The organism is Robiginitalea sp. (assembly GCF_982776155.1).
In genome coordinates, this window is the sequence record NZ_CEXZKX010000002.1 from 208,364 (window position 1) to 221,252 (window position 12,889).

General features: G+C 56.2%; 12 protein-coding genes and 1 tRNA gene. 7 read left to right on the top strand and 6 right to left on the bottom strand.

Going from position 1 to position 12,889, the window contains the following annotated elements:
* Position 1 precedes the first annotated feature (1 nt).
* From AC3DKS_RS04525 to AC3DKS_RS04535, 3 genes are all read right to left on the bottom strand, one after another.
* Positions 2–871 (bottom strand): relaxase/mobilization nuclease domain-containing protein, encoded by an 870-nt coding sequence (locus AC3DKS_RS04525; protein ID WP_272606754.1) that lies wholly within the window; start codon positions 869–871, stop codon positions 2–4.
* Positions 868–1,188 carry a mobilization protein MbpA gene (gene mbpA / locus AC3DKS_RS04530; RefSeq protein ID WP_272606755.1) on the bottom strand — a complete coding sequence of 107 codons (321 nt, stop codon included), beginning with the start codon at positions 1,186–1,188 and terminating at the stop codon, positions 868–870. Before mbpA ends, AC3DKS_RS04525 begins: the two co-directional genes overlap by 4 nt.
* A gap of 96 nt (positions 1,189–1,284) precedes the next feature.
* Positions 1,285–1,566, bottom strand: coding sequence for a helix-turn-helix domain-containing protein (locus tag AC3DKS_RS04535; RefSeq protein ID WP_015752975.1), 282 nt, complete (start codon positions 1,564–1,566; stop codon positions 1,285–1,287).
* 153 nt (positions 1,567–1,719) lie between these two features.
* On the opposite strand from AC3DKS_RS04535, the gene AC3DKS_RS04540 reads away from it, so the two are divergent.
* Complete coding sequence (locus tag AC3DKS_RS04540) at positions 1,720–1,959, top strand: hypothetical protein (protein WP_148214266.1); 240 nt, start codon at positions 1,720–1,722, stop codon at positions 1,957–1,959.
* Positions 1,960–2,047: 88 nt separating this feature from the next.
* Here AC3DKS_RS04540 and AC3DKS_RS04545 read toward each other — a convergent pair.
* A tRNA-Leu gene (locus tag AC3DKS_RS04545) sits at positions 2,048–2,129 on the bottom strand.
* Positions 2,130–2,273: 144 nt separating this feature from the next.
* On the opposite strand from AC3DKS_RS04545, the gene AC3DKS_RS04550 reads away from it, so the two are divergent.
* From AC3DKS_RS04550 to pth, 3 genes are all read left to right on the top strand, one after another.
* Entirely contained in the window at positions 2,274–3,215 is a 942-nt protein-coding gene (locus AC3DKS_RS04550; RefSeq protein WP_015752977.1) for a ribose-phosphate pyrophosphokinase, read from the top strand.
* Between the two features lie 21 nt (positions 3,216–3,236).
* A complete protein-coding gene (locus AC3DKS_RS04555) occupies positions 3,237–3,902 on the top strand; it encodes a 50S ribosomal protein L25/general stress protein Ctc (protein WP_041326895.1) in 666 nt (221 codons plus the stop codon).
* A gap of 171 nt (positions 3,903–4,073) precedes the next feature.
* The gene (pth, locus tag AC3DKS_RS04560) at positions 4,074–4,640 is read left to right on the top strand and encodes an aminoacyl-tRNA hydrolase (protein WP_272606756.1); all 567 of its coding nucleotides are present in this window, start codon (positions 4,074–4,076) and stop codon (positions 4,638–4,640) included.
* A 33-nt stretch (positions 4,641–4,673) separates the two neighbouring features.
* On the opposite strand, the gene AC3DKS_RS04565 is transcribed toward pth, so the two are convergent.
* Together AC3DKS_RS04565 and AC3DKS_RS04570 are read right to left on the bottom strand one after the other, a co-directional pair.
* Entirely contained in the window at positions 4,674–5,357 is a 684-nt protein-coding gene (locus AC3DKS_RS04565) for a hypothetical protein (RefSeq protein WP_272606757.1), read from the bottom strand.
* Complete coding sequence (locus AC3DKS_RS04570) at positions 5,354–9,061, bottom strand: reprolysin-like metallopeptidase (protein ID WP_272606758.1); 3,708 nt, start codon at positions 9,059–9,061, stop codon at positions 5,354–5,356. The genes AC3DKS_RS04565 and AC3DKS_RS04570 overlap by 4 nt, the downstream gene beginning before the upstream one ends.
* Before the next feature lie 132 nt (positions 9,062–9,193).
* Between AC3DKS_RS04570 and AC3DKS_RS04575 the strand changes: the two genes are divergently transcribed.
* The 3 genes from AC3DKS_RS04575 (at position 9,194) to serS (ending at position 12,804) form a co-directional block, all read left to right on the top strand.
* The gene (locus tag AC3DKS_RS04575) at positions 9,194–10,123 is read left to right on the top strand and encodes a bifunctional riboflavin kinase/FAD synthetase (protein WP_272606759.1); all 930 of its coding nucleotides are present in this window, start codon (positions 9,194–9,196) and stop codon (positions 10,121–10,123) included.
* A complete protein-coding gene (locus AC3DKS_RS04580) occupies positions 10,120–11,445 on the top strand; it encodes an HTTM domain-containing protein (RefSeq protein WP_015752983.1) in 1,326 nt (441 codons plus the stop codon). Before AC3DKS_RS04575 ends, AC3DKS_RS04580 begins: the two co-directional genes overlap by 4 nt.
* Positions 11,446–11,532: 87 nt before the next feature.
* Positions 11,533–12,804 carry a serine--tRNA ligase gene (serS, locus tag AC3DKS_RS04585; RefSeq protein ID WP_015752984.1) on the top strand — a complete coding sequence of 424 codons (1,272 nt, stop codon included), beginning with the start codon at positions 11,533–11,535 and terminating at the stop codon, positions 12,802–12,804.
* Positions 12,805–12,889 lie beyond the last annotated feature (85 nt).

The following is a 12,889-nucleotide window of genomic DNA, read 5'->3' on the forward strand; positions in this document are numbered from 1 at the left end:
TTTACAATTCAATGCTGGCACTACGCACTTTTTTCAGGGCCAGTTTCAGGGCTTTCTTTACTATCGTTGTTGCCAGGTTCGGGGAAAGGGATAGTGTCTTTCCCGATATCAGTATCGTCCTATCCTTTTTGATTCGTTGGACCTCCAGTGATCCTAAGTTCATCTGCTTAGCGATGTTTCCCGCAGAAAGCGATCGGTGGACAGCACTTCCCTTGAGGTCATGTCCTTTGTACTGAAACCGAAAACCCTGTAATGCGCCTTGTTTGTTAATGTAAGGCTCAATATGTACCTCTTTCTGCTGCATCTGGGCGATATAGGTGTCAAAGCTTCGAATACTCGATTTGGCAAACACTTTATCGTGGATCGCCTTTATCTCAGAGCGGATTCCCTTTAGTTCCTCTAATTTGAGTTCCTGAATATCCCTAGCCGTGGATAGCCCCATGTCCCGTGCGACTTTTTCAGCCGCCAGCTGGCTCCGCTTTCCGATATAGTTGTCCTTGTACGCTTTCCCATGAAAGTCAATGCGATTTACATAAAGATGTATATGGGTATGTTCCCGATTTCGATGGACAAATGCAATGGCCTGACGGTCCTGTAATTGCATTGCTTCCATAAACCGCTTGGTGATTACCTTTAGGTCTTCAGTATCCAACCCTTTCCCATCTTCAATGGTCGGGCTTAACACAAAACTCAGCGTGTTTTTCGTGCAGCGCTGATTCTGCTCTTGCACCAACCGGAATTCTTCGGCAATTTCACTTGGATTATCCCCGGACAAAAACTCCTTAAGGATCACCTCAGATTCTTTTTCCTGTTTCATGCCATAGGCAACAGAAGCCCGGGTATGCGCTATAGATTTTCCTTTCCCGATCATTTTTTAAAACTCAGCAGGTGCATGCGGATCTCATCGGCCAGCTGTGATACTTCTTCAGAGAGTCCGGGATTTCGCTTTCGGAACATATTTCCAATCCTCTTGAAGTTGTTCTCGTATTTGACCAGCATCTTATAGGCTTCAATCTGTTCTTCGGTCAGACGCTCGATGATCTGATCTTCAAAGGCAGCTCTGCGGCAGAATTCACTTAAAGTCAAGCCGCTTTTTCGAGCCTTAACTTTTAGAAGCTTCTTCTCGTAAACCGTACACCGGAATTGAACGAATTCACGTTTCAAGGCACCTTTATCTTTTGCGACCATGGGGAGCAAAAGCAAGATTTGTCATGACAATGACACATCTTGAAATTCTCACCAAAGTGGAATTCGTTGAAAAGCATATTCGACTTCATCACAGCATTATCGATTCCGAAAAGAATACCTTAAAGCTGCATCCTCAATCTCGAATTGAGCCTTTCTGTTATTTCGCAATAACCAGGAATTGAGTTTGGCCTTCTCAAAGAAAATGAGCTTACCGTTGGGCTTGCTGTGTGGAATAATACCTGAGGCAGTTAATTTGTAGAGATAGCTTCGGGACATGCCGGTGTACAGACATGCCTCTTCAAATGTTAAAACTTCCTTGTGAAAAGACAATAGAAGTTCAATACGGTCCAGCCGTTCCAGGATCATTGAATTGTCCATTTAAATAGATTTTAAGGTTACTTTTAAATGAACAAAAGCGCTTTTGTTTTTATTGAAGAATTCTTAAAAGAAGTTAGAAAATCGAGCCTCCGATCTGCCCCTCGCAATTCAAATTTTATCCACATCTTCTTTCGTTTGAAATCGGACAATCAAATGAAAACAATGGAAAACAAACCCAATTACCAGAATTCAATTTCATTTAAAATGCATTGGATTCTGTCCGAAAAAAATGACCTAAAAATCAAAAGAATTGGAGTTATCAACAGGCTGTTTTCTCCATCTGGTAAAATGGACCCACTGCAGGCGGCAAAAATGGGTCGAAACACTTTAAAAGGGAGAATAAATGAAATGAAAAGTGTTAATACTATTTGTTTCGAAAAACAGAGAATCTGAATCAATTAGAATCAGCCAAAACCGTCACTTATTCGTCACTTGAAAAATACAAAACCCTGTAAATCAATGCGTTTACAGGGTTAGTCTGTACCTCGGGTGGGAATCGAACCCACACTCCCGAAAGAACCGGATTTTGAATCCGGCGCGTCTACCAATTCCGCCACCGAGGCAATTTGCGGTTTGCAAAACTAAAAAAATTATTCTTCCGGCAACTGAAATTATGGCGGATTTATGCTTTTGCGACTCAGATAATTGTGTAAATTTGCACCTCCTTTCGAACGAGGGAGTTAGCGAGATCACCTAAAGTTGCTGTAATGTCCTATACGGTACCGGAACCCAAGTTGTTTGCCTGCACCCAGAGCCAGGCCCTGGGTAAAGAAATTGCAAAGGCCTATGGGGCAGACCTGGGCAAGGTTATTTTTTCCCGCTACAGCGACGGCGAATTCCAGCCTTCCTTCGAGGAATCCATCCGGGGGGCGCGGATTTTCATTATCGGCTCCACCCATCCGGGTCCGGAACACCTCATGGAGATGCTCCTGATGCTCGACGCTGCCAAACGCGCCAGCGCCCGGCATATTACCGCGGTGATGCCCTACTTTGGCTGGGCCCGCCAGGACCGCAAGGACAAACCCCGCGTACCCATTGCCGCCAAACTGGTGGCCAAGATGCTGGAAACGGCCGGGGCCACGCGGATTATTACCATGGACCTGCACGCCGACCAGATCCAGGGCTTTTTCGAAAAGCCGGTAGACCACCTGTTTGCCTCCACCCTCTTCCTTCCGTATCTGCGGAAGCTGAAACTGGACAACCTGACGATTGCTTCTCCGGACATGGGGGGTTCCAAAAGGGCCTACGCCTACTCCAAGGCGCTGGAAAGCGACGTGGTGATCTGCTACAAGCAGCGGGCCAAGGCGAATGTGATCTCGCATATGGAACTGATCGGGGATGTTGCCGACAAAAACGTCGTCCTGGTGGACGATATGGTGGATACGGCCGGCACGCTTACAAAAGCGGCCGACCTGATGATGGAGCGCGGGGCAAAAAGCGTCCGGGCCATTACCACGCACGGGTTGCTGTCCGGTAGCGCGTACGAGCGGATCGAAAATTCACGGCTGGAAGAACTGATTATCACGGATTCCATCCCGCCGCGCCAGGAAAGCCCCAAGGTAAAGGTGCTCAGTTGTGCGGAACTCTTTGCGGATGTGATGCACCGGGTGCACCACAATACCTCCATCGCATCCAAATTTTTAATGTAGCATATTAATTCAATCTATATAATGAAGTCAATTACAATTCAAGGATCAGAAAGAGAAAGCGTGGGCAAGAAGGCTAGTAAGGCCCTACGTAATGCTGGAAAGGTCCCTTGCGTGGTATACGGAGGGGAAGAACCATTACACTTTGCAGCGGATGAAATTTCGTTTAAAGACCTCGTGTACACCCCCAATGCCCATACCGTGGTAATTGAGTTCGAGGATGGCCGGAAGATCGATGCCGTATTACAGGACATCCAATTCCACCCGGTAACCGACAACATCCTGCACGTGGATTTCTACCAGTTGTTCCCGGACAAGGAAGTGACGATGAAAATCCCGGTACGCCTGCTGGGGAATTCCCCGGGGGTTCGCAACGGTGGACGCCTGCTCTTCCGCAAGCGGAAACTCGTTATCCGGGCGCTGCCGAAGAACCTGCCCGATTTCTTCAACGTGGATATTTCCAACCTGAAGATCGGCGACCTGGTAGCTGTTGACACCCTGAAAAGCGATGAATTTACCATCCTCCACCCGGATACGACCGTAGTGGTGCAGGTGAAAACGCAACGGAAGGCTATCGTCATTGAAACCGACGAGGAAGACGAAGAAGGACTGGAAGGCGAAGAGGCCGCAGCAGCGGAAGGCGCCGAAGGAGAAGCCTCCGAAGAACCGGCCGCAGAGGCCCAGGAATAAACCGGACGCTCCCTGTCAAAGCCGGGAGCCCCGCATCATGGAAAGCATCCTTTCCGCCCCCCGGGTCGGTATGGGTGCTTTTCGTATTTTCGGCCTAAAACCAACAGGGTGCTACATCGGTTATTTCCGGGCCTGTTCAGGCCAGACATCAAGCTAAACGAAACAGACCCCATGAAGAAATTCCTGATCGCGGGGCTCGGCAACATCGGCGACGAATACGCCGAAACCCGCCACAACATCGGATTCCGGATCCTGGACCACCTGTCCCGGTCGGAAGACTTTTCATTCGAATCGGCCCGCCTGGGAGAAGTTGGCACCTGGAAGGTGAAGGGCCGGTCCCTGCTCTGCCTGAAACCCGCCACCTACATGAACCGCAGCGGCCGGGCGGTGCAGTACTGGCTCGACAAGGAAAAAATCCCCTTGCAAAACCTGCTCGTGGTCACCGACGACCTGAACCTCCCGTTCGGCACGCTTCGCCTGAAAACCAAGGGCAGCGACGGGGGCCATAATGGGCTGAAGGACATCCAGCAAATATTGGGCACCACGGCCTATGCGCGATTCCGGTTCGGGATCGGGTCGGAATTCTCAAAAGGCCGGCAGGTGGATTACGTGTTGGGCAAATGGGAGGAAGCCGAGCAGGAAGCCCTGCCTGAAAGGCTGGACCGCTCCGCGGAACTCATCCGGAGTTTTGCGTTGGCCGGGCCGGGAATTACGATGAACCAGTTCAACAATACCTGAGGGTGCGGGTCCCGAATCACCCCGAATGGCCTGTCAAAAGACCCGAAATGACGACACCCCGGAGCGGGAGGTATTCCCCTCGGAATCCCGGCTGAGGATTTCCCAGTAGTACACCCCGCCGGACTGTACGGGCACTACCAGGGACAACTGCCCGGAGCCCACCGTTTGTTCCAGGGAGAGATTGGAGGCATCCGTCCCAAAATAAATTTCGAATTCCACCAGGTCGTTATCCGCATCGGCCCCGTCCCACCGCAGGGTAACTTCCCCGCTGGCGTCTGGCGTAACCGTTTCCCCGGACACTGGATCCTTGTGCTGGGCAGGGAACGGCGGGTAGGTCAGGGCGGAACCCGCGTTGAAAAATTGCCAGGCTGCCCCGGCCGGTCCGTCCATACCGGACTCGCTGCGGGCAATGACGTTCCAGGAATAGGCGGTCCCCTTCTCCAGGACCAGGCTGGCGCTCAGGCCCGATGTGATGACGTTTTCGGTGACGTTCGTCTGCAGGTTGCGGACAGTAAGCTCATAGCGCACGGCGTGGGGCGTGTCCGCCCACCGGAATTCCACCTCGCTGGTGGTCTCGCTCCGGGAAATGCCCGTGGTGCATTCCGAATTATTCTCCGGATAGGCCAGGCTAACGGCCGGCGGCACCTTGGGGGAATCGTCGCTCCCGCAGGACACCAGCAACCAACCGAATACCAACATAAGTACAGCGCGCTTCATCTCCTGAAAACTTTTAAGAGTGCTTCCTGTTGCCCGGATTGCACCCGCAGCAGGTACAAGCCCGACGGAAGTACCGGCAGGGAAAATTCTTCATTGTGGCTCAGGGGCTGCCTGGCACTACGGTACAGCAGCCTCCCGGAAGTATTGAACAATTCCAGGGTGACGGGTTCCCGGATATCCGGCAAATACAAGCCGATGCGGTCCGAGAACGGGTTGGGTGCAGCCGAAATGGAATCCGATGAAAAGTAGGAGGCTTCATAGCTGCCCTTACAGGCTGGGACGGCCGTAACTTTCAGGTCGTTGTTCCCGGGCTGTAAATCCAGGTGGAGCGGTCCGGAACCCACGGTGCGTTCCTCCCCGTTCAGGGAAACGACATAGGAAACGGCCCCGTCCAGGTCCAGGTCAATCCCCGAGCCGCCCGCCGACCGGCTTACCAGCACACTCAGCGGATCCGGGCTGCCGATGGTGACGCTATAACACTGGGCTTCATAGGTTATGGGCCCGTCGGTGCCCGATATACAAATGTCGTATTGCCCGGTGGCCAGGTTCCTCAACTCAAAGGAGTTGCTGAACGCCCCGGATTCGTCCAGGCCATTTCCCCGGATGGTAATGGTGTAATCCAGCGATCGGGAGGCGGTGACGCGAATGGCCCCATCGTCCGTACCCACACATTTCTCGCCCGAAATAGCGATGTCGAACTGGTCCGGGGCAAAGCGGTAAACCGGGCAGCCATTGGCATCGACCACAGCCCCGGGCGGGGTTCCCGGGCACAGGTCGTCCCCGTCGTCAAAAACCCCGTCCCCATCCGCATCCGGACGAAACTGGCCCTCCACGCAGAGTTCCAGGCTGAAACCATTCAGGGCACCGCCGTCCGCCGGGGCCGTATCCTCCACGATCAGCACCCATTCCCCGAAACTCGATTCCCCGTCGAAGGCGTTCAGCGAGCCAAGCGGCCGCACGAGTCCCGAAATGGCCGGGTTGTTCCCGCAAATAAACGACGGGGCATCGGCGTCAAACGTGGCGTCCACATCGTTTGCCTCGGCACAGGAGTTGGAAATAAGCGTAATTTCTGTCCCGGCCGGGGAACGGAGTTTAATCACCAGGTCGGCGAGGTAGCTGTGGCTGAGGTCCAGCCCTACCCGCGCGCCGATGACCGTCTGATCGTCCGCGAAAAAAATGCTCGAGGTCACCGTGGGCGTTCCGGTGGACGAAATGGTGATGGGAGTTCCCTGGGCGGTAAGCGTCTTGCAATCCGTGGCGATGGTCCGGAAGGAAGCGGCCGCGCCAAAGGCGCCCTGACCGCAGTCGTTGATGGGCCTGACACGCCAGAAATAGGTGGTATCCGGCAGCAGCTCCTCGGGTTGGTATTCCGCAAGGTAAACAACCTCATCTACCAGGATCCCCGAGAACCCGGCATCTAACGCCAGTTGGACCCGGTAGGAAGTAGCTTCCTGTGTCGCCTCCCACTGTAGCCGGGGCACCAGGCCGACATCTGTGGCATCTGCTTCCGGGCTGAGCAAGGCGGGAGCAGTAAAACTTCCGTCGGTAAGCCGCAACTGGACGGGCAGGTTGAAATTCCCGCCCGGGGCCGTCCCGGTAATCACCAGGGGGTAGAGCCCCGGCGCCGCGGCAGCAGTATTGGTAATGGTCAGCGTCAGGTCGGTACCGTCTGTCTGGACAGTCGGGCTGCTGAAGCCGGACCCGAGCCCGGCGGGCAGGCCGGATACCCCGAGGGTAACCTCTTCGGCAAACCCGTCAAAGTTGTGATAAGTAAAATCATATACGGCGTCCACAGGCTGGCATCCCACCGCTTCGAGTTCCTGTGCAGCGAGCACAAAGGGCTGCTGGGTAATCGTAAAATCGGCCTGGTTGACGGAAAAGAAAATATTGTCCGAGGCCTTGACCATAATCCGCCCCCCCGTGGTGGCCGTCCCGGGAAGCTGTACCTGGGCACTCCCGGTGTTCGGGACCCCGGAAGCCAGTAGTACCGGGAAGTCCTGCCCGCTGTTCAGGGACAGGAAAATATCCACCTCCTGGCAGTTGATAGGGGCCTGGTTGGTTGCGCCCGTCTCCCAGCTGATCGTCTGGATACTCCCCCCGGCAAAATTCTGGGTGCTCTGCTGGGAGATCACGCGGAAGGCATCCGGCTGCGAAACCACCCGCACGCTCACCAGGTCGGAAGCCACCTGCCCGCCCCCCGGGGCATTGTCCCGGACGGTCAGGGCAAAGGTCATGTCCCGTTCAATCTCCGATACGGTTTCCCAGGCGGAACCGGAAGCCGGGCTCACCTGGGTCAGGTTGCCGGAGGCCACCCGGCTCAGCCGGGGAAAGTACCGGCTGGGGGAAACCCCGGGCGGCAGGGAACGGAAATTGGCCCCGCTTGGGTTCTGCGGCCCGAAGGAGGCTCGGGTAACTACCCCGTCGTCTACCTGTTCCCATGCGTAGGTAAGGATATCCGACGCATCGGGGTCCGAGGCATCGGCTTCCAGAACAAAAGCGGTGCCGGCGGGAATGAAATAATCCGGCAGGGGGTTCACCGCGGGCGGGTTGTTGGCGAGGGCCGTCGTAGAGGCACAGGAGGTGCCGGCCACATATTGCGCAATCTGCACGATGCTGAAATAGTGGAAATAGTCGTCCCCTTGTTGGGCCACGTTGTTGCCTTCTGCGATGCCTGCATACCCCATGATAGTGGTCCCGGAAGCGGGTTCCGCCTGGACGCCGGAGCCCTCTGAATCAAAGGACCACGTGTGGTTTGCGCCGAACTGGTGCCCCATCTCGTGGGCCACAAAATCCAGGTCAAACCGATCGCCCTCCGGAGTGGGCGTAGCAGCATACGCGCTGCCCTTCCGGTTCTCGCTGCAAACCGCACCGATGAACCCGGCATTCCCGGCTTCCGACCCCCGGTGGAACAAATGGCCGATGTCGTAGTTGGCCGATCCGATCTGGGCGTCGAGCGTGGTTTGGACCTCCGAGCTGAAATTCCCGCCAAAGGGATCCGTGGAAGGATCCGTATAGATTACCTGGTCGTTGCCTGCTACCAGCACGAGGCTGATGGCCAGGTCCGTCTCAAACACCTCGTTGATCCGGGTAAGCGTGGCATTTACGGCCGACAGTGCGCTCCCGACGGTGCCCCCGTGGTATTCCGCGTACTCCCCTGTGGTTGCCACCGCCAGCCGGTAAGTCCGCAAGAGTTGGTCGTCTACCAACTTGGCCGCACGGGAGGAAGCCGGCTTGGCAAATTCCCGGTAAGCCCGGGTTCCGCATTTCCAGGCCGAAGGCAGGGCCTCCTTCTGGTCGCGGCGATAAAGCAGGTACCTAGCGCCGCTACCCGGCACTTTCTCCAGGAATCCGGACGCTTCCCGCCCGGGTTCGCTCACCATGCCCTGGAAACCCGAAGGGGACATACTGAAGCGGATCCTTCTTGCCGGGTTCTCCGGGCTGACCCCCAGGTAGGAGCGGATTTCCGGGTACCGCTCCTGGAGTTGAGGCGCCATGACCGACCGCTCGCGCACCAGATAGGGCTGCAATTCGCCCCGGCTGTCCGGGAAATACATACGCTTGGCGGACCCGGGGTTTCCGTTGAGTTCCTCCAATGCCCGGCGCATCCCCATTTCATCCAGGGTAAAGCCGCTGCCTTCCTGTGGTTTCAGCAGCTCCCCGGATGCCGTCCGGCGAAGCTGGATGGCGTTATCACGTTCCCACAACCCACTGGTTTCCTGAGAGAAGGAACAAAAGCTGAGCAAGAATATGGGAATTGATAAAACAAGACGTAGCTTTGTCTTCATTCATGGGGCTTTGCATCGCTAAAAATACGCCTTTTTTATTATTTTGATTCCGTGATAACCGTCCGAGGTCTTTCAGAATACCGTATTGAGCGGCCCAGCGTGGTTACCATCGGCACCTTCGATGGTGTCCATATCGGGCACAGGAAAATCCTTAGCCGGCTGACGGATTTTGGCAGGTCGCATGACATGCAGTCTACCTTGCTCACCTTTTACCCGCATCCGCGGATGGTACTGCAAAAGGACAGCGGCCTGAAATTGCTGAACACTATTGAGGAAAAGACGGATATCCTCCGGGAAACCGGCCTGGACTGCCTGGTTATCCACCCGTTCACCCAGCGTTTTTCGCGCCTAACTGCCACGCAGTTCGTGCGGGAAATGCTTGTGGAAAAACTCCACACCAAAAAAATCATCATCGGGTACGACCATCGCTTTGGCCGGAACCGCACGGCAAACATCCAGGACCTGGAAGCTTTCGGGAACCTGTTCGACTTTTCCGTGGAGGAAATTTCTGCCCAGGAGGTGGACGAGGTATCGGTGAGTTCCACGAAAATCCGGAAGGCCCTGGAAGCCGGGGACCTGGAAACGGCCAATGCCTACCTCGGGTATCCCTATATGCTCTCCGGCACCGTCCGACGGGGCAAAGGCCTGGGGCGGAACCTCGGTTTTCCCACGGCCAACCTCGGGATAGACTCCGAATACAAGCTCATCCCCGCGAATGGGGTGTATGCGGTTCGCAGCCAACTGGAAGACCGGGAGGTTTTCGGCATGATGAACATCGGGTCCAACCCGACGGTTGAGGACTCCGGCCAGCACATTGAGGTGCATTTTTTTGACCTGGACCAGGACCTCTACGACCAGCCCCTGCGCGTCGGCCTCCTGGCCCGTCTCAGGGACGAGCGGAAATTCGATTCCCTGGAAGCCCTGAAAGAACAGCTCTCCCTGGACCAACAAGCGGCCCGCCGGGCCATACGCCAACGATGATCCGGCGCCTGCTCTATTCCCGGATGGACAACAGCCCGCTGATCCTGTTCCGGATGTTTTACGGGGTATTACTGGCCCTGGAGTGCTTCGGCGCCATCGCCACCGGCTGGGTGCGGCGCTACCTGGTGGAACCCGAATTCACTTTTACCTTTATCGGCTTTGAGTGGCTGCAACCCCTGCCGGGTCCGGGGATGTATGTCTATTACGCCCTGATGGGGCTGCTGGGTATCGCCATCGCCCTGGGGTACCGCTACCGGCTGAGCATCATCCTGTTCACCCTGCTTTGGACAGGCACCTACCTGATGCAGAAAACCGCTTACAACAACCACTATTACCTGCTGATCCTCATATCCGGGCTGATGTGTTTCCTCCCCGCCCACCGGGCGAGGTCCCTCGACGCCAAACGCCGGCCGGAAATACGCACGGATACCATGTACACGGCCGTAAAATGGACGGTTGTCCTGCAATTGTTCATCGTGTACACCTATGCGGCTATCGCCAAGATATACGACGACTGGCTGGATTTCAGTTTTATCGGGTTGCTGATGGCTGGCAAGGCAGATTACCCGCTGATCGGAACGATCCTGCAGGAGCCCTGGGTGCACCGGTGCATCGGCCTGTTCGGGATCGCATTCGATTTCCTGATCATCCCCCTCCTGCTCTGGAAGCCGACCCGAAAATGGGCCTTTGGCGCCTCCATTTTTTTCCACCTGTTCAACTCGGTGGTTTTTCAAATCGGGATATTCCCCTACCTGTCGCTGGCGTTTACCGCGTTCTTTTTTGAACCCGAAACCATCCGCCGCACCTTTTTCCCGACCAAGGCCGCCGGGCAGTGGCAACCCCCCTCGGGCCGCCCCCGGTATGCCGGAATCCTGCTGGGTGTGGGCGCGTTGTATTTCACCCTGCAGGTGTTCCTGCCCATCCGGCATTACGCAATTCCCGGCGATGTCCTATGGACTGAAGAGGGACACCGCATGAGCTGGCGCATGATGCTCCGGAGCAGGCGGGGCACCATCCAGTTCCGCATTGTCGACAAGGCCACGGGCATCAGCGAACCCGTGAAACCGGAAAATTACCTGACCCCCCGACAGTACCGCAAAGTACTCGCCTACCCGGATTTTATCTGGCAGTTTGCCCAATACCTCAAGAAATCCTATGCGCGGCAGGGGAAGGATATTGCCGTCTATGCGGCAGGCAACCTGCGGATCAACCGGCAGCCGGCAGCCCCCTTTATCGACCCGGAGGTAGACCTGGCGGCAGAACCCTGGGATCACTTCCGCCACCACCGCTGGATCCTGCCCGCCCCCTGGGAATTGGAGTAGCCGGCATAACCCGCGCCGATCGGTGGCCGTTCCGTTGGCTGATTCCATATTTTACCCTTAAATTTGCAGCCTAAATTTGCACGGAACATGCTGCCACTGCACACCTTGCGGGAAAATCCCGATTCAATCGCCCAAGCCCTCGGCAAACGGGGGATCGATGCCCAACCCATGATTCAGGAAGTACTGGAATTGGACAAGCAGCGCCGTACCCTGCAGACCCAATTGGACGCCACACTGGCGGAGGCCAATACGCTCTCGCGGGAAATCGGGAATTTGTTTAAGGCGGGGAAATCCGAAGAAGCCCAGGAACTGAAGGCCCGTTCAGCGAAACTCAAGGAATCCTCCAAAGCCCTGACGGAATCCCTGAACGATGCAGCAGATACCCTGCAGCAAGCCCTCTACCAGGTACCGAACGCTCCCCATACCTCCGTTCCGGCCGGAACGGACGAGGAGGACAACGAGGTGGTCTTCACATCCGGGGACCTGCCGCAGGCCGGAGGCAGTGCCCTGCCCCACTGGGAACTCGCCGCCCAATACGACCTGATCGATTTTGAGCTCGGGGTGAAAATTACCGGGGCGGGATTCCCTGTTTACAAGGGTAAATGCGCCCGGCTCCAGCGCGCGCTGGTGAGCTTTTTCCTGGACCGCAACACGGAAGCGGGATACCAGGAAGTTCAGGTCCCCCACCTGGTCAATGAAGCCTCCGGGCTAGGTACGGGCCAGCTGCCCGACAAAGAGGGACAGATGTACGAACTCCGGGACGACAAATTGTTTTTGATCCCTACTGCAGAGGTCCCCGTTACCAATATGTTGCGGGACGAGTTGATGGACCTCGGCGACCTGCCGCTCTGCTATACGGCCTATACCCCCTGTTTCCGGAGGGAAGCCGGCAGCTATGGCGCGCATGTGCGGGGGCTCAACCGGCTGCACCAGTTTGACAAGGTGGAAATTGTGAGGGTGGAAGAACCCGGGAATTCCTACGCGGCCCTGGAGCAAATGGTAGAGCACGTCAAAGGCCTGCTCGGCGAACTGGGGCTCCCGTATCGCATCCTCCGGCTTTGCGGGGGTGATCTGGGCTTCACCTCCGCGCTGACCTACGATTTTGAGGTCTGGTCGGCGGCCCAGGAACGCTGGCTCGAAGTGAGTTCCGTATCGAATTTTGAGGCCTTCCAGGCCAACCGCCTGAAACTGCGTTACCGGGACGAAAACAACAAGCCGCAACTGGCCCACACCCTGAATGGAAGTGCCCTTGCACTGCCGCGGATCCTGGCGTGTATCCTGGAGGATTACCAGGACGAATCGGGCATCCGCATCCCGGACGTGCTGGTGCCCTATACCGGTTTCGACCGGATCGAGTAGCAGGCCCGGGGCGGGAGATCGCCCTGTCGGGACCGATGCCCGGGGAACACCCGGAAAGGCCGCCCCGTATTACTTCGTATCTTTG

Coding starts and splice junctions, on each gene's coding strand:
- AC3DKS_RS04555 (WP_041326895.1), top strand. CDS start 3,237: ATGAAGTCAATTACAATTCAAGGATCAGAAAGAGAAAGCGTGGGCAAG.
- AC3DKS_RS04550 (WP_015752977.1), top strand. CDS start 2,274: ATGTCCTATACGGTACCGGAACCCAAGTTGTTTGCCTGCACCCAGAGC.
- serS (WP_015752984.1), top strand. CDS start 11,533: ATGCTGCCACTGCACACCTTGCGGGAAAATCCCGATTCAATCGCCCAA.
- mbpA (WP_272606755.1), bottom strand. CDS start 1,188: ATGGTCGCAAAAGATAAAGGTGCCTTGAAACGTGAATTCGTTCAATTC.
- pth (WP_272606756.1), top strand. CDS start 4,074: ATGAAGAAATTCCTGATCGCGGGGCTCGGCAACATCGGCGACGAATAC.
- AC3DKS_RS04535 (WP_015752975.1), bottom strand. CDS start 1,566: ATGGACAATTCAATGATCCTGGAACGGCTGGACCGTATTGAACTTCTA.
- AC3DKS_RS04580 (WP_015752983.1), top strand. CDS start 10,120: ATGATCCGGCGCCTGCTCTATTCCCGGATGGACAACAGCCCGCTGATC.
- AC3DKS_RS04565 (WP_272606757.1), bottom strand. CDS start 5,357: ATGAAGCGCGCTGTACTTATGTTGGTATTCGGTTGGTTGCTGGTGTCC.
- AC3DKS_RS04525 (WP_272606754.1), bottom strand. CDS start 871: ATGATCGGGAAAGGAAAATCTATAGCGCATACCCGGGCTTCTGTTGCC.
- AC3DKS_RS04540 (WP_148214266.1), top strand. CDS start 1,720: ATGAAAACAATGGAAAACAAACCCAATTACCAGAATTCAATTTCATTT.